The 21,198-nt window shown below is 62.1% G+C and carries 19 protein-coding genes and 1 pseudogene; 12 read left to right on the top strand and 8 right to left on the bottom strand.

Annotated features, from left to right (window positions below):
- Window positions 1–48 precede the first annotated feature (48 nt).
- On the top strand, window positions 49–912 hold the full coding sequence (locus JZ00_RS11240; RefSeq protein ID WP_039589343.1) for an MBL fold metallo-hydrolase: 864 nt from the start codon (window positions 49–51) through the stop codon (window positions 910–912).
- 45 nt (window positions 913–957) lie between these two features.
- Here JZ00_RS11240 and bkdR read toward each other — a convergent pair whose 3' ends face one another.
- Complete coding sequence (gene bkdR / locus JZ00_RS11235; protein ID WP_003202929.1) at window positions 958–1,446, bottom strand: Bkd operon transcriptional regulator BkdR; 489 nt, start codon at window positions 1,444–1,446, stop codon at window positions 958–960.
- A 194-nt stretch (window positions 1,447–1,640) separates the two neighbouring features.
- Between bkdR and JZ00_RS11230 the strand changes: the two genes are divergently transcribed.
- The 6 genes and pseudogenes from JZ00_RS11230 to JZ00_RS31785 all read left to right on the top strand — a co-directional run.
- A complete protein-coding gene (locus JZ00_RS11230; protein WP_030141238.1) occupies window positions 1,641–2,876 on the top strand; it encodes a 3-methyl-2-oxobutanoate dehydrogenase (2-methylpropanoyl-transferring) subunit alpha in 1,236 nt (411 codons plus the stop codon).
- Window position 2,877: 1 nt separating this feature from the next.
- Window positions 2,878–3,936, top strand: a complete 1,059-nt coding sequence (locus tag JZ00_RS11225) for an alpha-ketoacid dehydrogenase subunit beta (RefSeq protein ID WP_039589338.1) — start codon at window positions 2,878–2,880, stop codon at window positions 3,934–3,936.
- The gene (locus JZ00_RS11220) at window positions 3,937–5,205 is read left to right on the top strand and encodes a dihydrolipoamide acetyltransferase family protein (protein ID WP_039589337.1); all 1,269 of its coding nucleotides are present in this window, start codon (window positions 3,937–3,939) and stop codon (window positions 5,203–5,205) included.
- A 3-nt stretch (window positions 5,206–5,208) separates the two neighbouring features.
- On the top strand, window positions 5,209–6,591 hold the full coding sequence (gene lpdA / locus JZ00_RS11215; RefSeq protein ID WP_039589334.1) for a dihydrolipoyl dehydrogenase: 1,383 nt from the start codon (window positions 5,209–5,211) through the stop codon (window positions 6,589–6,591).
- Between the two features lie 192 nt (window positions 6,592–6,783).
- Window positions 6,784–7,803, top strand: coding sequence for a branched-chain amino acid aminotransferase (locus tag JZ00_RS11210; protein ID WP_039589333.1), 1,020 nt, complete (start codon window positions 6,784–6,786; stop codon window positions 7,801–7,803).
- A 363-nt stretch (window positions 7,804–8,166) separates the two neighbouring features.
- Window positions 8,167–8,256: pseudogene (locus tag JZ00_RS31785) on the top strand (AraC family transcriptional regulator); the annotation flags it as partial.
- 17 nt (window positions 8,257–8,273) lie between these two features.
- Here the strand turns inward: JZ00_RS31785 and JZ00_RS11200 are convergent.
- On the bottom strand, window positions 8,274–9,029 hold the full coding sequence (locus JZ00_RS11200; RefSeq protein WP_039589329.1) for an ArsR/SmtB family transcription factor: 756 nt from the start codon (window positions 9,027–9,029) through the stop codon (window positions 8,274–8,276).
- A gap of 78 nt (window positions 9,030–9,107) precedes the next feature.
- On the opposite strand from JZ00_RS11200, the gene JZ00_RS11195 reads away from it, so the two are divergent.
- Window positions 9,108–10,229: a cytochrome P450 gene (locus JZ00_RS11195; RefSeq protein ID WP_039589323.1), complete on the top strand. Its 1,122-nt coding sequence runs from the start codon at window positions 9,108–9,110 to the stop codon at window positions 10,227–10,229.
- Window positions 10,230–10,241: 12 nt separating this feature from the next.
- Here JZ00_RS11195 and JZ00_RS11190 read toward each other — a convergent pair whose 3' ends face one another.
- A complete protein-coding gene (locus JZ00_RS11190; RefSeq protein ID WP_039589322.1) occupies window positions 10,242–10,583 on the bottom strand; it encodes an FKBP-type peptidyl-prolyl cis-trans isomerase in 342 nt (113 codons plus the stop codon).
- 139 nt (window positions 10,584–10,722) lie between these two features.
- On the opposite strand from JZ00_RS11190, the gene JZ00_RS11185 reads away from it, so the two are divergent.
- A complete protein-coding gene (locus JZ00_RS11185; RefSeq protein WP_039589321.1) occupies window positions 10,723–11,787 on the top strand; it encodes a M4 family metallopeptidase in 1,065 nt (354 codons plus the stop codon).
- Window positions 11,784–12,107, top strand: a complete 324-nt coding sequence (locus JZ00_RS11180) for a protealysin inhibitor emfourin (protein ID WP_039589319.1) — start codon at window positions 11,784–11,786, stop codon at window positions 12,105–12,107. The genes JZ00_RS11185 and JZ00_RS11180 overlap by 4 nt, the downstream gene beginning before the upstream one ends.
- Here JZ00_RS11180 and JZ00_RS11175 read toward each other — a convergent pair.
- Complete coding sequence (locus JZ00_RS11175; RefSeq protein WP_039589318.1) at window positions 12,104–12,412, bottom strand: RcnB family protein; 309 nt, start codon at window positions 12,410–12,412, stop codon at window positions 12,104–12,106. The two genes, JZ00_RS11180 and JZ00_RS11175, sit on opposite strands and share 4 nt — an antisense overlap.
- A 175-nt stretch (window positions 12,413–12,587) precedes the next feature.
- On the opposite strand from JZ00_RS11175, the gene JZ00_RS11170 reads away from it, so the two are divergent.
- A complete protein-coding gene (locus JZ00_RS11170; protein ID WP_039589316.1) occupies window positions 12,588–13,688 on the top strand; it encodes a DNA alkylation repair protein in 1,101 nt (366 codons plus the stop codon).
- Between the two features lie 9 nt (window positions 13,689–13,697).
- Here JZ00_RS11170 and JZ00_RS11165 read toward each other — a convergent pair whose 3' ends face one another.
- Window positions 13,698–15,776, bottom strand: a complete 2,079-nt coding sequence (locus JZ00_RS11165; protein ID WP_039589315.1) for a putative bifunctional diguanylate cyclase/phosphodiesterase — start codon at window positions 15,774–15,776, stop codon at window positions 13,698–13,700.
- Window positions 15,777–15,999: 223 nt separating this feature from the next.
- On the opposite strand from JZ00_RS11165, the gene JZ00_RS11160 reads away from it, so the two are divergent.
- A complete protein-coding gene (locus JZ00_RS11160; RefSeq protein WP_039589314.1) occupies window positions 16,000–16,641 on the top strand; it encodes a DUF1345 domain-containing protein in 642 nt (213 codons plus the stop codon).
- A 49-nt stretch (window positions 16,642–16,690) separates the two neighbouring features.
- On the opposite strand, the gene JZ00_RS11155 is transcribed toward JZ00_RS11160, so the two are convergent.
- The 3 genes from JZ00_RS11155 to JZ00_RS11145 form a co-directional block, all read right to left on the bottom strand.
- On the bottom strand, window positions 16,691–17,995 hold the full coding sequence (locus JZ00_RS11155; protein ID WP_039589312.1) for an ATP-binding protein: 1,305 nt from the start codon (window positions 17,993–17,995) through the stop codon (window positions 16,691–16,693).
- A 3-nt stretch (window positions 17,996–17,998) separates the two neighbouring features.
- Window positions 17,999–18,700, bottom strand: a complete 702-nt coding sequence (locus JZ00_RS11150; protein ID WP_030141219.1) for a response regulator — start codon at window positions 18,698–18,700, stop codon at window positions 17,999–18,001.
- 288 nt (window positions 18,701–18,988) lie between these two features.
- Complete coding sequence (locus JZ00_RS11145; RefSeq protein WP_152668424.1) at window positions 18,989–21,142, bottom strand: autotransporter outer membrane beta-barrel domain-containing protein; 2,154 nt, start codon at window positions 21,140–21,142, stop codon at window positions 18,989–18,991.
- Window positions 21,143–21,198 lie beyond the last annotated feature (56 nt).

The following is a 21,198-nucleotide window of genomic DNA, read 5'->3' as shown; positions in this document are numbered from 1 at the left end:
GTGAATCTCCAGGATTGCAACCGCTTCTTCCCGCACAGGTCCGCTGTCATGCCCGCGCAGATCCAAAGCTTCCTTGATGCTGCTTCGAAGACCTACACCTATGTCGTTTACGAACAGGATGGCGGGCAGTGCGCAGTGGTCGACCCGGTGCTCGACTACGACCCGGCCTCGGGCCGCAGCGGTACCGCGCAGGCTGATCGGGTGATCGCTTTTGTGCGCGAACATCGATTGACGGTGCAATGGCTACTGGAAACCCACGCCCACGCCGACCACCTGTCCGCCGCGCCTTATCTGCGCCGGGAACTGGGCGGCAAGATCGCCATCGGCGAGTCTATCGGCCAGGTGCAGAACGTGTTCAAGGCCCTGTTCAACCTGGAACCACAATTCGCCGTCGACGGTTCGCAATTCGATCATCAGTTCGCACCGGACGAGTCCTTCCTCATCGGCAATCTCAAGGCCACTGCACTGCATGTGCCCGGCCACACCCCGGCGGACATGGCCTACCTGATCGACGGCGATATGATCCTGGTGGGCGATACGCTGTTCATGCCCGACGTGGGCACCGCTCGCTGCGACTTCCCGGGCGGCGATGCCCACCAGCTCTACACCTCGATCCGCAAGCTGCTGGCCTTCCCTGCTGGCGTACGGTTATTCGTGTGCCACGACTACCCGCCGCAGGGACGCGAGCCTCAGTGCATGAGTACGGTGGGTGAGCAGCGCCAGTACAACATCCATGTGCGCGATGGCATCGACGAGACGTCGTTCGTGGCCATGCGCACCCAGCGCGACAAGACCCTGGGGATGCCGACGCTATTGTTGCCGGCGATCCAGGTGAATGTGCGCGCCGGACACCTGCCGCCGGCCGAGGGCAATGGTGTGACCTACCTGAAGATTCCGATCAACCAGCTCTAGGCATTCGGGACTGCAGCGCGAAGCGGTCCCAAAGCCCTTTAATGCTCAAGTGCCCAACGTCAACCCATTGGCCGGCAACGGCAGCGCGGTCTTGTAGCGCACCTGCTTGAGGGCGAAGCTGGAGCGGATGTTCGCCACGCCCGGGACCTTGGTCAAAAAGTCCATCATGAACCGCTCCAGCGACTGGATCGTCGGCACCAGTACGCGGATCAGGTAATCCGGATCGCCCGCCATCAGGTAGCACTCCATCACCTCCGGCCGGTCGGAGATCGCCTCTTCGAAATGCTGCAGCGCCTCTTCCACCTGCTTCTCCAGGCTGACATGGATAAACACGTTGACGTGCAAACCCAGCAGGTCGGCGTCCAGCAGCGTGACCTGCTCACGGATGACCCCTAGCTCCTCCATCGCCCGGACGCGATTGAAGCATGGCGTCGGCGACAGGTTGACGGAACGGGCGAGATCGGCGTTGGTGATGCGGGCGTTTTCCTGAAGGCTGTTCAGAATGCCGATGTCGGTGCGATCCAATTTACGCATGAGACAAATAATCCTGTTTTTTATCGTTGTGCAGATTTTTTATCTGCAAATGATCTGAACAGCAAGCCAACAGAGAAAAATATTCTTCTTCGTCGAGCCTATGATTGTTGTAGGACAATTTCCCACCTACCCAGGGAAATTCGTCAGCTAGCGCGCCCACTACAAGAAATTCACAAGATCGAGCGTAGAAAGCCATGAACCCAGCGTACGAACCGCTACGCCTGCACGTTCCCGAACCTTCGGGCCGTCCCGGCTGCAAGACCGACTTTTCCTACCTGCATCTGTCCGATGCCGGCACGGTGCGCAAACCTCCCATCGACGTCGAACCCGCCGACACCGCCGACCTGGCCCGCAGCCTGATCCGCGTACTCGATGACCAGGGCAACGCCTTGGGCGACTGGGCCGCGGACATTCCCGTCGAGATCCTGCGCAAGGGCATGCGTGCCATGCTCAAGACGCGCATCTACGACAACCGCATGGTCGTCGCCCAGCGTCAGAAAAAAATGTCGTTCTACATGCAAAGCCTTGGCGAAGAAGCCATCGGCAGCGCCCAGGCCTTGGCCCTGAATATCGACGACATGTGCTTCCCCACCTACCGCCAGCAAAGCATCCTGATGGCCCGGGAAGTGCCGCTGGTGGACTTGATCTGCCAACTGCTGTCCAACGAGCGCGATCCGCTCAAGGGCCGGCAATTGCCGATCATGTACTCGGTCAAGGACGCCGGGTTCTTCACTATTTCCGGCAACCTCGCCACCCAGTTCATCCAGGGCGTGGGCTGGGGCATGGCCTCGGCGATCAAGGGCGACACCAAGATCGCCTCGGCCTGGATCGGTGACGGCGCCACTGCCGAATCGGACTTCCACACCGCCCTCACCTTCGCCCACGTCTACCGGGCGCCGGTGATCCTCAACGTGGTCAACAACCAGTGGGCGATCTCCACCTTCCAAGCCATCGCCGGCGGTGAAGCCACCACCTTCGCCGGACGCGGCGTCGGTTGCGGCATCGCCTCCCTGCGGGTGGATGGCAACGATTTCATGGCCGTCTACGCCGCCTCGCGCTGGGCCGCCGAACGCGCCCGCCGCAACCTTGGCCCGGCGCTGATCGAATGGGTCACCTACCGCGCCGGCCCGCACTCCACCTCGGACGATCCTTCGAAGTACCGCCCCGCCGACGACTGGAGCCACTTCCCGCTGGGCGATCCGATTGCCCGCCTCAAGCAGCACATGGTGAAGATCGGCCAGTGGTCCGAAGAGGAACATGCCGCCGTCACCGCCGAACTCGAAGCCGAGGTGATCGCCGCGCAGAAGGAAGCCGAGCAGTACGGCACCCTCGCCGGTGGGCAGATTCCAAGCGCCGCGACCATGTTCGAAGACGTCTACAAAGAGATGCCGGAGCACTTGAAGCGCCAGCGTCAGCAGTTGGGGATCTGACATGAACGATCACAACAACAATATTGCGTTGGACACCGCCATGACCACTACCACCATGACCATGATCCAGGCCCTGCGCTCGGCCATGGACGTGATGCTCGAGCGCGACGACAACGTCGTGGTGTTCGGCCAGGACGTCGGTTACTTCGGCGGCGTGTTCCGCTGCACCGAGGGCCTGCAGAACAAGTACGGCACCTCGCGGGTGTTCGACGCACCGATTTCCGAAAGCGGCATCGTCGGCGTGGCGGTGGGCATGGGCGCCTACGGGTTGCGGCCGGTGGCCGAGATCCAGTTCGCCGACTACGTCTACCCGGCGTCGGACCAGATCATTTCCGAAGCCGCGCGCCTGCGCTATCGCTCGGCCGGCGAGTTCACCGCGCCGATGACCCTGCGCATGCCTTGCGGCGGCGGCATCTATGGCGGCCAGACCCACAGCCAGAGCATCGAGGCGATGTTCACCCAGGTCTGCGGCCTGCGCACCGTCATGCCATCCAACCCCTACGACGCCAAGGGCTTGCTGATCGCTTCCATCGAAAACGATGACCCGGTGATCTTCCTCGAACCCAAGCGCCTGTATAACGGCCCGTTCGACGGCCACCACGATCGTCCGGTAACGCCGTGGTCGAAACACCCCTCGGCGCAGGTGCCGGACGGTTACTACACCGTGCCGCTGGACGTCGCCGCCATCACCCGTCCGGGCAAGGACGTGACGGTGCTCACCTACGGCACCACGGTCTACGTTTCCCAAGTGGCAGCCGAAGAAACCGGCATCGATGCCGAAGTCATCGACCTGCGCAGCCTCTGGCCGCTGGACCTTGATACCATCGTCAAATCCGTGAAGAAGACCGGCCGCTGCGTGGTCGTCCACGAAGCCACCCGCACCTGCGGTTTCGGCGCCGAGCTGGTGTCGTTGGTACAAGAACATTGCTTCCACCACCTGGAAGCGCCCATCGAGCGTGTCACCGGCTGGGATACTCCCTACCCGCACGCGCAGGAATGGGCGTATTTCCCTGGGCCGTCCCGTGTGGGCGCGGCGTTGAAACGGGTCATGGAGGTCTGAATGGGCACGCACGTTATCAAGATGCCGGACATCGGCGAAGGCATCGCGGAAGTAGAATTGTCGGTGTGGCACGTCAAGGTCGGCGACATGGTCGTCGAGGACCAAGTGCTGGCCGATGTCATGACTGATAAGGCGATGGTGGATATTCCTTCGCCAGTGCATGGCCGGGTCATCGCCCTGGGTGGCGAGCCGGGTGAGGTCATGGCGGTGGGCAGCGAACTGATCCGCATCGAAGTCGAAGGCGCGGGCAACTTGAAGGAATCGGCCCAACCGGCTCCCGTTGCGGCGGCTGTACAGGCACCAAAAGCAGCGCCAGTGGCCAAGCCTGAACCGGTGGCGGAAAAAACCACCGCGCCACGCTGCGCCCCGCAAGCGCCTGCGGCCCGCGCGCCTGAAGAGCGCCCACTGGCCTCGCCGGCCGTGCGCAAACACGCATTGGACCTGGGTATCCAACTGCGCCTGGTCCAGGGCAGCGGCCCTGCCGGGCGAATCCTGCATGAGGACTTGGAAGCCTACCTGGCCCAGGGGTCGTCACCCCAGGCCAAGGGCGGTTCGGGTTATGCCGAACGCCACGACGAGCAGCAGATCCCGGTGATCGGCATGCGCCGCAAGATCGCCCAGCGCATGCAGGAAGCCACCCAACGCGCCGCCCATTTCAGCTACGTCGAGGAAATCGACGTCACCGCCCTGGAAGAGCTGCGGGTTCACCTGAATGAAAAACACGGCGCCAATCGCGGCAAGCTGACCTTGCTGCCGTTCCTGGTCCGCGCCCTGGTCGTGGCCCTGCGCGACTTCCCGCAGATGAACGCCCGCTATGACGACGAAGCCCAAGTCATCCACCGCTCCGGCGCGGTGCATGTGGGTGTTGCCACCCAGAGCGATGTCGGCCTGATGGTGCCGGTGGTGCGTCACGCCGAGGCTCGCAGCCTGTGGGACAGCGCGGCGGAAATCTCGCGCCTGGCCACGGCCGCACGCAATGGCAAGGCCAGTCGCGATGAGCTGTCCGGTTCGACCATCACCCTGACCAGCCTCGGCGCGTTGGGCGGTATCGTCAGTACGCCGGTGCTGAACCTGCCGGAAGTGGCGATTGTCGGCGTGAACAAAATCGTCGAGCGGCCCATGGTGATCAAGGGCCAGATCGTGATCCGCAAGATGATGAACCTCTCCAGTTCCTTCGATCACCGGGTGGTCGACGGCATGGATGCGGCGCAATTCATCCAGGCCTTGCGCGGTTTGCTCGAACAACCCGCCACCTTGTTTGTGGAGTAAGTGATGCAGACTTTGAATACCACCCTGCTGATCATCGGCGGCGGCCCTGGCGGCTATGTGGCGGCGATCCGTGCCGGGCAACTGGGCATCTCGACCATCCTGGTGGAAGGCCAGGCGCTGGGCGGTACGTGCCTGAACGTTGGCTGCATCCCGTCCAAGGCGTTGATCCATGTGGCCGAGCAGTTCCACCAGACCCGCCACCACAGCCAGGGCTCGGCCTTGGGCATCACCGTTGCGGCGCCCACCCTGGACATCGGCAAAAGCGTGGAGTGGAAGGATGGCATCGTCGATCGCCTGACCACTGGCGTCGCCGCGTTGCTCAAGAAGCACAAGGTCCAGGTCATTCACGGCTGGGCCAAGGTGGTCGATGGCAAGACGGTCGAGGTTGGCGACACCCGCATCCAGTGTGAACACCTGCTGTTGGCTACCGGCTCGAAAAGCGTCGACCTGCCGATGCTGCCGGTGGGTGGACCGATCATTTCTTCCACCGAAGCCCTCGCCCCGTCTTCGGTGCCCAAGCATCTGGTGGTGGTCGGCGGTGGCTACATTGGCCTGGAGCTGGGCATTGCGTATCGCAAGCTTGGCGCCGAGGTCAGTGTGGTGGAAGCCCAGGAGCGGATCCTGCCGGCCTACGACGGTGAGCTGACGCAGCCGGTGCACGAAGCGCTCAAGCAATTGGGCGTGAAGCTGTACCTCAAGCACAGCGTCGAAGGTTTCGATGCCCAGGCCAATACCTTGAAGGTGCGTGATCCCAATGGCGACACCCTGAGCCTGGAGACTGACCGGGTGCTGGTGGCCGTCGGTCGCAAACCCAACACCCAGGGCTGGAACCTCGAAGCGCTGGACCTGGCGATGAACGGCTCGGCAGTGAAGATCGACAATCGCTGCCAGACCAGCATGCGCAACGTCTGGGCCATCGGCGACCTGAGCGGCGAACCGATGCTCGCCCACCGGGCCATGGCCCAGGGCGAGATGGTCGCCGAGCTGATCGCTGGCCAACATCGCGAGTTCAACCCGACCGCCATCGCGGCGGTGTGCTTCACCGATCCGGAAGTGGTCGTGGTCGGCAAGACGCCGGACGAGGCCAACGCTGCCGGACTGGACTGCATCTTATCGAGCTTCCCGTTCGCCGCCAACGGCCGGGCCATGACGCTGGAATCGAAAAGCGGTTTCGTCCGGGTCGTGGCGCGCCGGGACAATCACTTGATCGTTGGTTGGCAAGCGGTTGGCGTGGGGGTGTCGGAGCTGTCCACAGCGTTCGGCCAATCCCTTGAAATGGGCGCGCGCCTGGAAGACATCGCCGGCACCATCCACGCCCACCCTACGCTGGGCGAGGCGGTGCAGGAAGCAGCCTTGCGGGCGTTGGGGCATGCGTTGCACTTGTAATAGCCGTGGGTGAATAACTTGTGGGAGCAAGCCTTGCTTCCACAATCCCTCACAACGACCGCAGGGCTGTTTTCAGCTGCAGGATTCATGTAACAGGCTGCGAAACACCCCCGGAATGAAGTATTGTTGTCCCCATTCAAAACGTCAGAAGCCTTGAACCGTTTCGACGGTTGTCAGGAAATAGAGGGTGTCATGGGTAACGAGAGCATCAATTGGGACAAACTGGGCTTTGACTACATCAAGACCGACAAGCGCTACCTGTCGCACTGGCGCGATGGCGCCTGGGACGCGGGCACCCTGACCGACGACAACGTGCTGCACATCAGCGAGGGCTCCACCGCCCTGCACTACGGTCAGCAATGCTTCGAAGGCCTGAAGGCCTATCGCTGCAAGGACGGTTCGATCAACCTGTTCCGCCCGGACCAGAACGCCGCCCGCATGCAACGCAGCTGCGCCCGCCTGCTGATGCCGCACGTCGACACCGAGCAGTTCATCGAGGCCTGCAAGCAAGTGGTCCGCGCCAACGAGCGCTTCATCCCCCCGTATGGCACTGGCGGCGCGCTGTACCTGCGTCCGTTCGTGATCGGCGTGGGTGACAACATCGGCGTGCGCACCGCACCGGAGTTCATCTTCTCGATCTTCTGCATTCCGGTCGGCGCCTACTTCAAGGGCGGCCTGACGCCGCACAATTTCCTGATCTCCAGCTTCGACCGCGCCGCCCCGCAAGGCACCGGCGCCGCCAAGGTCGGTGGCAACTACGCAGCCAGCCTGATGCCCGGCTCCCAGGCCAAGAAGGCCAGTTTCGCCGACTGCATCTACCTGGATCCGCTGACCCATTCGAAAATCGAGGAAGTCGGCTCGGCCAACTTCTTCGGCATTACCCACGACAACAAATTCATCACCCCCAACTCCCCATCGGTCCTGCCGGGCATCACCCGCCTGTCGCTGATCGAACTGGCCAAATCGCGCCTGGGCCTGGAAGTGATCGAAGGCGACGTGTTCATCGACAAGCTGTCGGATTTCAAGGAAGCCGGCGCCTGCGGTACCGCAGCGGTGATCACGCCGATCGGCGGCATCAGCTATAAGGACAAGCTGCACGTGTTCCACAGCGAAACCGAAGTCGGCCCGATCACCCAGAAGCTCTACAAAGAGCTGACCGGCGTACAGACCGGCGACGTGGAAGCGCCGGCGGGTTGGATCGTCAAGGTTTGATCAAAGCCCCCTGGGCACTTGGGGGCTTTTTCTTGGCGAGGGGATTTATCCCCGCGGGGTTGCGAAGCAACCCCCAGGTATTTGGGTGAGCCACAAAAACCATGCGAGCGCTTCGCACTCGAGCGGGGCGGTGCGACGTTTCGCTGAATCCTCTCGCCACAGGGTTGCTCACCTGAGTAAAAAGCCCACCGCTGTCCTTGCAGGGGTGGGCTTTTTTACATCTTCTTTCAGTTACTCCCGAGGCAAACCGGCCATCGCCCCCAACGCTGGCGAAACCAGCCGTAACCGCTGACCAGCAGTATTTTCGCTCGATACCAACGTCGCGCCAACGGTAAAGTTCGGCTCCAGCGGCTCGTCCTCCCGCACCGGCATGCCTGGGGTGAGTTCGTCTACGCCTACAGCGGCGTGATGGAAATCGAGATCGCCTGGCACCGTTACCTGGCTCCGCCGCAAGATCCCTCGTTTTTTGTTCAGCGCAGGTCCATTGTGGGCGCGAGCCTGCCCGCGAAAGCGCCAGTGGACTCAACCTCCGTCTCGGGACTAATCCCAAACCGCGCCGCCATCTCCCGCTGCCCAGTGACGGTCAACCCCAGCGCCCGGCTGTCCAGGTCCTGGATTACCCATTTGCGCTTGATCGCCACTTGCAGCAACGCCGCCCCCAAGGCACCGCCCAAGTGCGGCCGGCGCATGCTCCAGTCCAGGCATGGGCAGGCGAACCGGCGTCGTTGGGCCGTCAATGCCTGCGCATCAATGCCCAAGCTTTCAAACAGCACCTCACCCGATTCACTCAGCCGATAACCCTGCCCTTCTCCATCGAGCAACCACCCGACTTCGAGCAAGCGGTCGTGCAGCCGCACCGCCAGGGTGCCGGCCATGTGGTCGTAGCAGGTGCGGGCAAACTGCAGGCGATCCGGCGTGCGCGGCGTGAACCTCGGCGCGGCGTTCTGGCCTATCACCATCAATGCTTCAAGAGCTTCTGCGACGCGTTTATCGGCGAGGCTGTAGTAACGATGACGACCTTGCACGTGCAAGCGCACCAGGGCCAACTCCTTGAGCTTCGCCAGGTGGGCGCTGGCGGTGGAGGTGCTGACCTCGGCGATGCTCGCCAGCTCCGTACTGGTGCGGGCGTGGCCGTCCATCAGGGCGCAGAGCATTCGGGTACGGGCCGGTTCGGCAATCGCCGCGGCCACCTGGGACACTCCAACATCGTGTTGCTCTGCGCTCATATTTCGCTCCCGGACGAATCAAGCCATGCGTGGACTGGAGAGAGTAGCAGCACTTTCCACTCAAACGAGGCCTCCGTCATGGATCCGATCACCGCCGCGACACATACCGATCCCTACCCTTACTACGCGACCCTTCGCGCCAGCGGCGGGCTGAGCTTGCACCCAGGATCGAACCTGTGGATCGCCAGCAGCGCCGAAGCGGTGTGTGCCGTCTTGCATCATCCCGACTGCCATGTGCGCCCCGCGAACGAGCCGGTGCCGAAGGCGATTGCCGAGGGTCCCGCGGGCAAGGTATTCGGGCAACTGATGCGCATGAACGAGGGTGAACGACAACGCTGCCCAAGGGCGGCGATTGCGCCGAGGTTGCAGGATATCGATCCCCGCGAGGTCGAGGCATTGGTCCAGGCGCGTTTGCTCAGGAACGGCGCCGAGGGTGTACACCAGGCGCAGTTCATCGGCCCCGTCAGCGTGGTGGCGCAATTGCTGGGTTTCAACCCGACGGACAGTCATCTGGTCAGCGAGCTGACGGGGGATTTCGTCGCCTGCCTGTCGCCGCTGAGCCAGGCGAGGCAACTGGAAGCCGCGCACCGGGCCAGCGAACAACTGACCAGGCTTTTCCAGGAGCGGATCGTCGCGCAGGACAGTCGGTTGTTGAACGGGATATGCCAAGGCTTGGAAGACGTCGATCCAGACAGCCGGATCGCCAACCTGATCGGCCTCCTTTCGCAAACCTATGACGCCACGGCCGGCCTGATCGGTAATGCGTTGCTGGCGTTGATCCGTGATCCCACCTTGCACCACGCCCTTCGGGATGATCCCTCGCAGATCAGCCTGTTACTGGCTGAAGTCCAGCGTTTCGACCCTGCGGTGCAGAACACCCGACGCTTCATTGCCGCCCCGTGCGAGATTCTCGGCGCTGCGCTGAAGCAGGGCGACGCTGTGCTGGTGCTGCTGGCCTCGGCCAACCGCGACCCACAACTCAATCCACAGCCCGACACCCTGCTGTTGGATCGCCCGAATCGGCGCAGTTTCAGTTTCGGCAGCGGCCGCCACGAATGTCCAGGCCAGGCCCTGGCAATGGAGATCGCCCGCGCGACCTTAAGTGCAATCCTGGAAGCCGAGCCGCGCCTGGATCAGTTGGCCTGGCACCACCGCGCCTCCGTCAATGGACGCATCCCATTGTTCAGCAACCGACCATAAACGAAAGCACCCTCAATCATCCCGCGTCAGGACTTCCAGCAACTCGATTTCAAAGATGAGGTCGGCATTGGGCTTGATGTGGGCGCCCATGGACCGTTCACCATAAGCCAGGTGGGCCGGCACCAGCAGCTTGCGCTTGCCGCCCACCCTCATGCCCATCAGCCCCATGTCCCAGCCCTTGATGACCCGGCCCGTGCCGATCACGCATTGGAACGGCTTGCCGCGGCTGTAGGAGGAATCAAACTCCGTACCGTCTTCGAGGGTGCCGCGATACTGGGTGGTAATCAGCGCGCCCTTGACTACGCTTTTGCCATCGCCCTCTTCCAGGTCGATGATTTGCAGCGCTTCAATCATGGTGTTATTCCCGTGAGATCCAGGCGCGGGGTTTTCGCAGAAACTTGCGCGACAGGCAACCTTTTGCGGCAAAGGGAACCGCAACGACCACTTCGGTTCACATGGGTATCGACCCTGCATTTCAGATAAGGATGTTCTGATGATCGACTCTCGCCCGCTCCACGGCTTCATTCCGCCTTACATTCTCAACCGCATCATCGCCCATGGCTCCGAACAGCAACGTTCCAGCGCCCTCGGCACCCTCACTCATGTCAAGAACCTTCGCCACAACCCAGGCCCGCCCAGCAACCTACCCGCTACGGCCAGGCTCCCCAAGCCCGGCGAGGCCGGCCAACCAACGCGCAGCATCCACGACGCCCAGAACGGCATGGAACTGCCGGGCCAGCCAGTGCGCCTGGAGGGCCAGCCGGCCAGTGGCGACCCGGCGGTGGACGAAGCGTACGACGCCCTCGGCGCGACCTATGATTTTTTCTGGCGAGTGCTGGAGCGTGACTCCATCGACAACAAGGGGTTTGCCCTGGTCGGCAGCGTGCACTACGGCAAGGACTACGAAAACGCCTTCTGGAATGGCGCGCAGATGGTATTCGGCGACGGCGACGGCGAGATCTTCCAGCGCTTCACCCGCTCCCTCGACGTGGTGGCCCACGAATTGGCCCATGGCGTCACCGAGAGCGAAGCCGGCTTGATCTACGCCAACCAGTCCGGTGCGTTGAACGAGTCGATTTCCGATGTGTTCGGCGTGCTGGTCAAGCAATTCGTACTGGGCCAGACCGTCGAGCAGGCCGACTGGCTGATCGGCGCCGACCTGCTCACTGACAAGATCAACGGTGACGGCCTGCGCAGCATGTCCAACCCCGGCACGGCCTACGATGACCCGCTGCTGGGCAAGGATCCCCAGCCGGCGCACATGCGCGAGTTCGTCATCACTCGCGAAGACAACGGCGGCGTGCACATCAACTCGGGCATTCCCAACCGGGCCTTTTATCTGGTGGCAACCGCGCTGGGCGGATTCGCTTGGGAAAAAGCCGGGCGAATCTGGTATGACACGCTGTGCGACCGGAAACTGGCCAACGATGCGTCCTTCAGTGCCTTTGCCCGCCTGACCGTCGAGCATGCCCGCCAGCGCTTCGGCGAGCGCGAAGTCAGGGCGGTACAGGAAGGCTGGGCACAGGTGGGCGTCGACCTGAACGAGGAGAACGGATGAAAAACCTTCCAGACCTAGGCGACAAAGCAGTCGTGAAGCTGTCGCGCCAGGGCGGCGTCGCGGCGATCCACGCCTTGACCAGGCCCCGGGAAATCGAGTTCGCCCAATGCGACCTCGACCAACGCACGCGCATCTGCTCGGTGCTGGAGGGGTGCTTGCCACTCACCTCCTCCACGCCCGGCCGGGGCGACCAGCGTTATTTCCAGATCGAGGTGCGCTACCGGTCCAACGACCACGACGACGAGATGGTGCTGCAGGTGCCCGAGGACCAGGCACCTGGCGAATTGGTTCATTTGTGGGATAAAGGCGAAGTGCTTTAGCGTGTTGCCGGAACGATCTTGACGATAGCGCCGGACACGGTTTCGATCAGCAGGTATTTATCATCGATGTGCACCCATTGCTGTTCTTTGGTCGGCTGCTCGAGTTTTTTCTGCTTCCAGTCCTTCATTGCCCTGTCGGCACGCTGATAGTCCGCCGGAACGCGGTCGTTTTCCACCAACCGGCGGCCATTGCTCGGCGAATGCTCCAGGGCGTCTCCGGTTTTCTCGACGGCTTGCGCGACTGGCCCAAAGGCTCCGAGGCCGGCGACCAGGACAAGGCTGGCGATGAGGGTTGGTTTGCGCATAAAAAACTCCAATTAGTCCAAGGTACTGAATCTGGGACTTCGGCGGCGGCGAATCATTCCTTTTTCAATAGGACTGGCACAATCCGTGGCGAGGGAGCTTGCACCCTCGCCACGGATTGTGCCTGGCATGGCATAGTGATGAGCCTTGGCCCAACACCTGCCGGACGGACCCACCATGAGCACCACCCCCTCTTCCCCTGCCCTCAAGGAAATCTTCAACAGCGCCCGTCTCGAACATATCGCCACCGAAACGCGCGCGGTGTACCCAGCCTTCGATGCCAAGGCGTTCCTGGACATGGCCAACGATGGGCTCGCGCAGTTGTCGGTGATGCAGCGCATGGCGCGAGTCAGCGAATGCCTGCATGCGGTCCTGCCCCTCGATTACGAAGCTTCGCTGCAAGTCCTGCGTGCCCTGGCGCCCCGGCTGAACAGCATGTTCGTCAGCATGTTCCTGCCGCACTACGTGGCGTCTTACGGTCGACATGCCTTCGAATCCTCCATGGACGCGCTCAAGTACTTCACCCGGTTCGGTTCTGCGGAGTTTGCCGTGCGGCATTTCCTGCGCGATGACCTGGCGCGCACCCTCGCGGTCATGCATGACTGGGCACGGGACGCCAACGAGCATGTGCGCCGTCTCGCCAGCGAAGGCAGCCGCCCGCGTTTGCCATGGTCGTTCCACCTGGAACCGATCCAGGCCAACCCGGAACTCACCGCCGCGATCCTCGAAACGCTCAAGGCTGACGACAGCCTGTACGTGCGAAAATCCGTCGCCAACCACCTGAACGATGTGACCAAACAGCATCCCGGCTGGGTCCTCGACCGCATCGAAAGTTGGCCGCTCCAGGACCGCCACACCGCATGGATCGCCCGGCATGCCCTGCGCAGCCTGATCAAGCAAGGCAATCCTCGGGCGCTGGCGGTGATCGGAGCGGGTGGCAAGGCGCAGGTCGAGGTCTCGGATCTGCAAGTGCTGCCGGCAGTGATTCGCCTGGGCGAGCAAGTCACGCTGTCGTTCAAGGTGCAGTCGACGCTTCCCGAGAACCAGCGTTTGGTGATCGATTACGCCATCGACTACGTGAAGGCATCCGGCGGTACGTCGGCCAAGGTATTCAAGCTCAAGACTTTCGACCTGCCAGCCCTGGCGTGCGCCAATCTCAGCCGCTCCCAGCACATTCGCGAGCTGACCACGCGCCGGCACTATGAGGGCCGGCATGCGGTGCATGTGCTGATCAACGGCGAGCGGCTGGGCAGCACCGCGTTCGACATCGTCCCCTGAGCAGCCGCCTCAGGCGATTGCCATGCGCGGGAACTGGCGGATGCTGTTGAGGAAATGCTCGGCGGGCTGCGGATGCCCCAGCAGATAGCCTTGCAATGAATCGCAGCCCAACTGGGTCAGGAAGTCCTGCTGCACGTCGGTTTCCACCCCTTCGGCGACAATCCGCAGGCCCAGGGCCTGGCCGAGGGCGACGATGGCCGAGACGATGGCCGCGTCGTCGCTGTCGTGCTCCAGGTCACGGACGAAACCGCGATCGATCTTCAATTCGTTGGCCGGTAAGCGCTTGAGGTACATCAGGCTCGAATAGCCAGTGCCGAAATCATCGATGGACAGGTCCACGCCCATGTCCGACAACTGCTGCAACACCGTCATGCTCGCGTCCGCGTCGCTCATGGCGGTGGTCTCGGTGATTTCCAGGGTCAGGCTGTTGGGCGGCAGGTGGTGCGTCTCCAGCGCCTTGGCGACGCTCTGCACCAAGCCTGCGTGACAGAACTGCAACGCCGAGAGATTCACTGCGATGCGCCAGTCGGTGTAGCCCAGCACGTACCATTCGCGCATCTGCCGGCAGGCTTCGTTGAGCACCCATTCGCCGATCGGAATGATCAACCCGGTCTTCTCCGCCAGGTCGATAAAGGTGTCGGGCATCAACAGGCCCTGGGTCGGGTGGGTCCAGCGCAGCAATGCCTCGGCGCCCACCGGACGCCCCTTCGCGGCGTCGAACTTGGGCTGGTAGTGCAGGCTGAACTGCTTCTGTTCGACGGCGATGCGCAAATCCTGCAGCAATTGCAGTTGCTTGCGGGCGTTACTGTTCATCGAGGCGTCGAAAAAGCTGTAGCCGTTCTTGCCGGCGCCCTTGGCGTGATACATCGCCGCGTCGGCGTTCATCAGCAACTCGTCGGCGCTCTGGCCGTTACCGGGGTAGAGCGCGATGCCGACGCTGGCGGAAATCTGCAAGTCGTGGTCGGCGACCCGGAACGTACGACCGATCAGCCCGACCTGACGTGCTGCCAGGCGCAAGGCGTCGTCAGGCTCGGCCAGTTGCACCAGCAGCACGAACTCATCGCCGCCGATCCGCGCCAAAGTGTCCTGGCTGCGCAAGTCTTCACGCAGGCGCAAGGCGACGTCCCTCAGCAGCAGGTCGCCCATGTGGTGGCCAAAGGCGTCGTTGACCGGTTTGAAGCCGTCCAGGTCAATGAACATCAAGGCGAAGCACCCGCCCTGCTCCTGCACCCGGTGCATGGCCTGGCCGATGCGGTCCGCCAGCAACACGCGGTTGGGCAATCCCGTCAGCGGGTCGTGCAAGGCCAGTTGGGTCAGCTCGCGATTGGCCTGCGTCAGGGACCTGGCCAACTCAGCAGTACGGGCTTCCAGGCGTGCGTCGAGGATTGAGGTCAGCAAGGCAATCGCCAGCACGGCCAGGGTGGTGATCAGTACCAGATTGTCCAGGCCCTTGCCGCTCAAGCCATCGAGGGAACCGCAAAAACTGCCCTCGCTGAATTGCGCCGCCGCCATCCCGGTGTAGTGCATGCCGACGATGGCAACACCCATCACCACCGCGGCACCGGCGCGGGCCAGGCGTACATGGGGCGTGTTCTGGCGAAGATGAAAGGCAATCCACAACGCTGCCGCGCAGGCCACCACGGCGATCAACAAGGAGGCGCCGAACAACGTCGGGTCATAATCGATGCCCGGCTGCATCCGCAACGCGGCCATGCCGGTGTAATGCATGGCACTGATGCCGGTGCCCATCACCAGCGCGCCGAACGCCAACTGCCAGGCCCGCAGTTGGGGCTGGCTGACCAACCACAAGGCAAAGCCGCTGGAAAGAATGGCGATCAACAGCGACAGTGCGGTGATCGCCACGTCGTAGCCAAGCTCCACCGGCAACGTGAAGGCGAGCATGCCGATAAAATGCATCGACCAGATGCCCACGCCCATCGCCAGCGCGCCACCGGCCATCCAGAAATGCTTGGCGCGGCCCTGGGCCGTGGCGATACGCCCAGTCAGGTCCAGGGCGGTATAGGACGCCAGGATGGCAACAAACAAAGAAATCGAAACGAGAGCAGGTGAATAGCTACCGATTAGCATGGGTTTTTCTCGTGACCAGAAGGCCGTACTGCGTCCATGCCCGGTTGAAAAGTCGGCGATTGTACACAATCGGTACGGCCGTGCACGGACCGCACATCAAAAAGCCATCATCCTTGGAAGAATTGCGACGAAAGACACTGGGTTGTTAACGACCGGTGGTTTGTGGGAGCAACTGTCGCGGATGATTCATACTTCGAGCCTCGCCACGCGACAGTGAAGCCCCATGCCACGTCTTACCCGCACCCATCCGCGACTCTCCCTGGCCACCGTCATCGGCCTGGCAGCAGGCCTGTTGATCCCGACGGATTCGATCATCAGCAATATCCTTATCGGCTGGAACACCGGGGTCTGGAGCTATCTGCTGCTGATGTTCTGGCTGACGGTGAGGGCCAAGGCGCCAGATGTGAAGCGCATCGCCGAAATGGAAGACGAGAATGCCGGGTTGGTGCTGCTGATGGTCTGCATCGCGGCACTGGCGAGCCTGGCGACCATTACCTTTGAACTGGCCGGCAGCCGCGAGCTGCAAACCGCCGACAAGTTGCTGCATTACGGCGTGACCGCGTTGACCGTGATCGGCTCATGGTTGTTGATCGGGGTGATCTTCAGCGTTCATTACGCCCGCTTGTTTTACACCTGGAACGGCAAGGAGCCGGCCCTGCGTTTTGCCGAGGGACTGACGACACCCAACTATTGGGACTTCCTGTACTTCTCGTTCACCATCGGCGTGGCGGTGCAGACCTCGGACGTGGGGGTTGCCACGCGGCAGTTGCGCAAGATTGTGCTGGCGCAGTCGTTGATCGGGTTTGTGTTCAACACGGCGATATTGGGGTTTTCGATCAATATTGCGGCGGGGTTGTTTGGGTGACTTGTTTTGGGGCCACGTTGTGGCCCAGCGGGAGCAAACTTCCACGGTGTCAGGCTTCAGGTGTCGGCAGCCACAGCCTGAAGCGTGCCCCTCCTAGCGGCGAATTCTCGACCGTCAGCGTGCCGCCCTGGGCTTGCAGGGCGCGGCGGCTGATCGCCAGGCCGAGGCCGAAGCCGCCGGTGGCGCGGTCGCGGCTGCGGTCCAGGCGATAGAACGGCTCGAACACGCGCTCGCGCTCGCTGTCGGGAATGCCGATGCCGTCATCGTCGACCCAGATTTCACACCCCTGTTCGCTGACCAGCACACCGACCTGTATGCGCTTTTCACAGTAGCGCATGGCATTGCGCAGCAGGTTCTGCAAGGCGCGGGCGGTGAGGCGCGGGTCCAGCACAAAACGCTCCAGCGCCCCGTGCAGCAGCACGTCGATCACCACCTCCGGCGCGGCCAGGTCTTCATCGAGGCTGCCGAGGATGCTGTCGATGAACTCGTCCAGCGGCACTTCGACCCGCTCCGGCAAACACTCCGGGTTTTGCAGACGACTGTAGGACAACAACTCCAGTACCAACTCGTCCAGCTCACGAATGTGCGCTACCAACCCTTGCAGGCGCTCGCGGCTGGCCGCTGGCATGTCCTCCGACAACGCCAGGGCCAAGCCGAAATCGAGCCGGGTCAGCGGCGTGCGCAGTTCATGGGATACGGCGTTGAGCAGGTCCCGCTGCTGGTTGAGCAGGTTCTCGATGTCGCCGGCCATGGTGTCGAACACATGGGCCAGGCTGCCGATGTTGGAACTCGGCGCGATCTTCGTACGCTCACTTAAATGTCCCTTGCCGAAACGCTCGGCGGTGAACTTGAGGCGCTCCAGATCACGCCAGTGCGGGCGTAGCCAGAGCAGCAGGCAGGCCAGCATCGTGGCGCCGATCAGCACATTGATGCTCCAGTAGAGCCAACTCACGTCCGCCGGGTCGGGCGGGACGATCATCTTTACCGCCGTGCGCTCGTCCAACGGCGCCGCCGCGAGGGTGCGCCAACCCCAGTCGCCGATGCGCACCACGTTCTCGCCACGCTTGAGGCGCGCCTGCTCGGTGTCGGTGAAACCCGTGTCCTCGGTGGTCGCCAGCTCGATGCGCAACGGCTCGAACTCCTTGTCCATCTGCGCCGCCAGCGCCGGCCATTGCTCGCTGGGCACGGCGCGGAACTGCTTGACGATCAAGGTTTGCAGCCCACGGGAATAATCGAGGTTGTACGCCTGGAAGCGCTCATGAAACAGGCGGATCACCAATTCCGGCATCAGGTAGATCGCCGCGCTGTAGGAAACGATGGTGACGAGATAGAGACGAATCAGCAGCTTCCACATCGATCAGCATTCCCACTCGGAGCGGCTGAACAGGTAGCCCTTTCCCCAAACGGTCTTGATCTTGCGCGCCTCGCCGGCGTTGTCGTCGAACTTGCGCCGTAGCTTGGAAATGGCCACGTCCACCGAGCGATCGGTGCCATTGAACTCGATGCCGCGCAGGCGTTGCAGGATCTGATCGCGGCTCAGCACTTCGCCTGAATGCCGGGCCAACACCACCAGCAGGTTGTACTCGCCACTGGACAGCTCCACCGGTTGGCCGCGCCAGGTCACCGTGCGCTCGGACAGGTCGATGCACAGGTTGCCCATGACGATGCGGTCGTTAACGGTCTGCGGTTCGGTCAGGCTGCTGCGCCGCAGCAACGTGCGCACCCGAGCGAGAAGCACCCGCGGCTCGCAGGGTTTGGTGACATAGTCGTCGGCGCCCATCTCCAGGCCCAGCACCTGGTCGTGGCTGTCGTCCCGGGCGGTGAGCATCAGGATTGGCAACGTCGCCGAATCGGCCCGTAGCAGGCGGCAGACCTGCAAGCCGTCCAGCCCCGGCAGCATCAGGTCGAGAATCACCAGGTCCGGCGGATTGGCCCGCGCCCGCTCACGTACGTGATCGCCCCGGTTAAGCACGCTGACGTGATAGCCGTTGCGCTCCAGATAGCTGGCGATCAGTTCGCAGAGGGCGGCGTCGTCTTCGACGAGGAGGATGTTGGGCATAGGTGGGTCCGCTAAGTGCTGTGGCGCCTGGCAGGGCCTCATTGCGAGCAAGCTCGCCTCCACACAGGTCTTCGGTACGGCGCAAAAGCACTGTGGGAGCGAGCTTGCTCGCGATGGCGACATATCCGGCGCAGGAAATCTCAAGCCGCCAAGGATATACGCCCTCGTCCACCCATGAGCAAAACCCTTACACAATTTCACACACGCCCACGGCGTTATATCGCAAATAAAGAAATGCCCCGACATTTGTCGAGGCATTTCAATTCAACCCAAAGCAGGAACCATTACTTAGAAGAAATAGCTCACCCGCAGGCTCCCGCTCCAATCCTGGCTGACCGTTGTCCCCTTGCTGCCGCCGACCTGACCCGACACCTGCCAGTTACGCTGAGCTGGCGTCCACTTCAAGCCCGCGCCGTATTCAAACGCGGTACTGGCACGGTCGTCATCGAAGCTGTCATCGTTGATCCGGACTTCGTTGGTCTTCACGAACTCATGGTTGACGCCGGCCGACAGGCTAGGCTCCAACAGGCTGCCGTTGTCGAGACTGATTACGCGCCCGCCCCTTACGCCGACATTTCCCTGCACGGAGCGCATGGTGTCGGCCTTGACCTCAAGGCCGTTGTCGAGTCGATAGCTGTCGCTCTGGGTCACGCCCATCGAGACCCGCACCTGTGGCTCGATGAAGTAATCATCTTGCAAGCGAATGTGCTTGCCCACAGCCACCGAACCGCTGGCACCCAGCGCCTTGTAATCACCCTTGGAGCGCGTCCCGTCGCTCATGGTCACCCTGGCCTTGTTGTTGAACTGGTTGATCTTTGCCATGGCATTGACAAATACACCGCTCTGGACGTCGAAGGTGCTGCCGTAAACCCCGAAGTTCACGCTGTCGACCGTTGCGCTGGACCCATAACGCAGGTCCATGTTGGTGTGGCTGGTACCCACGAACCCACCCAGGACCCATGCGCGATCACCGATATCCACCAGGGTATCGGCGCCGCCGGTGATTCCGTTCTGGTTCTGCGAATAGCCATCACCATAGGCATTATCGACGCTGTACTGATTGCCGTAGGTGCGTATCCAGACACTGTTACTCAATTTGCTGTCGTTATCGGTGGCCGAACGCATCGACGCATCGGGCCGTGCGCTGAGCCCTCGGTCACCGATCTGGTCATTGAGCATGTTCATCTCGGCGTTCAACACGCTGCGAGCACTGCCGGCCAAGGCCAAGGCAGTATTGGTGGACGGGCTGACGGTGTCTCGGTCGGGATTGAGGTACAAACCTTCCCCGTCCTTCTTCAACCGATAGACGAACGTGCCGGCATCGACTGTCTCACGACCACCCAGCGAGAAACTCGCGTCGCCAGCAGCGATGTTACCGATCTTGACGGCTTCGGCACTGGTTGGGGTAGTTCCCGTTGCGGAGACAAGTAATTGATGTTGGCCACTGGCGGTACCGGTCACATTGAGGAAGTCCGTGGTGCCGTTCCCCAGGTCGGTGCCCATGACAAAGGTGCCGTTACCGGACAGCTCGCCGATATTCAATTGTTGGAATTGCTCATTGGTGCCCATGCGGACCACACCACTGCTCAGACCGAGGCGCTGCACGGTACTGTCACCCGTCATCACCCATTGCGCCGCATTGTTGATATTCAAGTTACTGGAGTTGGTGATCTGGCCGGTCAGCACAGATCCGTTATTGAGCAATACGCTACCGTTGGCATCCGAGAGGACGTCGCCGGTCATCTGGCTGTTGTTGTCCAGCTTCAGGTCGAATACGTTTTCCACGTTACCGTTGATCACCGAGCCGTTATTCAAATTAACGACCGCTCCCGTACCCGCAACGGCCAGTACGTTGCCGTTCAGCGTGCTGTTGCTGTTGAGGTTGGTGTTGGTAACATTTTGCAGATTGCCTTCAAGGGAAGAGCCATTCTGCATCAGCCACGACACGGTGCTGCCGGTGTCGGCAATGATGTTGCCGCGTAACGCGCTTGCATCGACATTGACATTGACGGTGGAGCTATTGGCGGCCTGCAACAGCGTCCCGTTACCACCGTTCAACTGCGAGCCATTGAGCACGTTGATATTCGCAACAGCACCTGGCGCACCGAAGGAGCCGACGACGATTGCCGAGCCCGTGCCCCCCGTTACGAGTGTACTGTTCAATGTCACCGTACTGGAATTGACGCCCGTAATGTCCACGCCGACTTGTAGGCCGTCCTGCCCACCGGTAATGGTACTTCCGGTCGCCGAAAGCGTGGCCCCTTCCAGCCGAACGCCATAACTGGTGGCGCCGGTGCCACGCAAGGTCGAGTCGTTGACTGTCAGGACGCTGAAGCCCACGGCATCTGCACCGCCGATAACACCGCTAATGGTGCTTCCGCCAGTAACCGTGGCACTGGAGGCGGTCGGAGTATTGACGTTGCGCCCCAACAACAGGCCCATGCTGTTAGTGCTGGTAATGGTGCTGGCATCGATAGTGGCAGCGCTGTCGCTAAGGG

This window comes from Pseudomonas frederiksbergensis (assembly GCF_000802155.2).
GTDB classification, from domain to species: domain Bacteria; phylum Pseudomonadota; class Gammaproteobacteria; order Pseudomonadales; family Pseudomonadaceae; genus Aquipseudomonas; species Aquipseudomonas frederiksbergensis_A.
This window is presented reverse-complemented; position numbering and strand designations above follow the sequence as displayed.

Coding starts and splice junctions, on each gene's coding strand:
- JZ00_RS11240 (WP_039589343.1), top strand. CDS start 49: ATGCCCGCGCAGATCCAAAGCTTCCTTGATGCTGCTTCGAAGACCTAC.
- bkdR (WP_003202929.1), bottom strand. CDS start 1,446: ATGCGTAAATTGGATCGCACCGACATCGGCATTCTGAACAGCCTTCAG.
- JZ00_RS11230 (WP_030141238.1), top strand. CDS start 1,641: ATGAACCCAGCGTACGAACCGCTACGCCTGCACGTTCCCGAACCTTCG.
- JZ00_RS11225 (WP_039589338.1), top strand. CDS start 2,878: ATGAACGATCACAACAACAATATTGCGTTGGACACCGCCATGACCACT.
- JZ00_RS11220 (WP_039589337.1), top strand. CDS start 3,937: ATGGGCACGCACGTTATCAAGATGCCGGACATCGGCGAAGGCATCGCG.
- lpdA (WP_039589334.1), top strand. CDS start 5,209: ATGCAGACTTTGAATACCACCCTGCTGATCATCGGCGGCGGCCCTGGC.
- JZ00_RS11210 (WP_039589333.1), top strand. CDS start 6,784: ATGGGTAACGAGAGCATCAATTGGGACAAACTGGGCTTTGACTACATC.
- JZ00_RS11200 (WP_039589329.1), bottom strand. CDS start 9,029: ATGAGCGCAGAGCAACACGATGTTGGAGTGTCCCAGGTGGCCGCGGCG.
- JZ00_RS11195 (WP_039589323.1), top strand. CDS start 9,108: ATGGATCCGATCACCGCCGCGACACATACCGATCCCTACCCTTACTAC.
- JZ00_RS11190 (WP_039589322.1), bottom strand. CDS start 10,583: ATGATTGAAGCGCTGCAAATCATCGACCTGGAAGAGGGCGATGGCAAA.
- JZ00_RS11185 (WP_039589321.1), top strand. CDS start 10,723: ATGATCGACTCTCGCCCGCTCCACGGCTTCATTCCGCCTTACATTCTC.
- JZ00_RS11180 (WP_039589319.1), top strand. CDS start 11,784: ATGAAAAACCTTCCAGACCTAGGCGACAAAGCAGTCGTGAAGCTGTCG.
- JZ00_RS11175 (WP_039589318.1), bottom strand. CDS start 12,412: ATGCGCAAACCAACCCTCATCGCCAGCCTTGTCCTGGTCGCCGGCCTC.
- JZ00_RS11170 (WP_039589316.1), top strand. CDS start 12,588: ATGAGCACCACCCCCTCTTCCCCTGCCCTCAAGGAAATCTTCAACAGC.
- JZ00_RS11165 (WP_039589315.1), bottom strand. CDS start 15,776: ATGCTAATCGGTAGCTATTCACCTGCTCTCGTTTCGATTTCTTTGTTT.
- JZ00_RS11160 (WP_039589314.1), top strand. CDS start 16,000: ATGCCACGTCTTACCCGCACCCATCCGCGACTCTCCCTGGCCACCGTC.
- JZ00_RS11155 (WP_039589312.1), bottom strand. CDS start 17,995: ATGTGGAAGCTGCTGATTCGTCTCTATCTCGTCACCATCGTTTCCTAC.
- JZ00_RS11150 (WP_030141219.1), bottom strand. CDS start 18,700: ATGCCCAACATCCTCCTCGTCGAAGACGACGCCGCCCTCTGCGAACTG.
- JZ00_RS11145 (WP_152668424.1), bottom strand. CDS start 21,142: ATGGGCCTGTTGTTGGGGCGCAACGTCAATACTCCGACCGCCTCCAGT.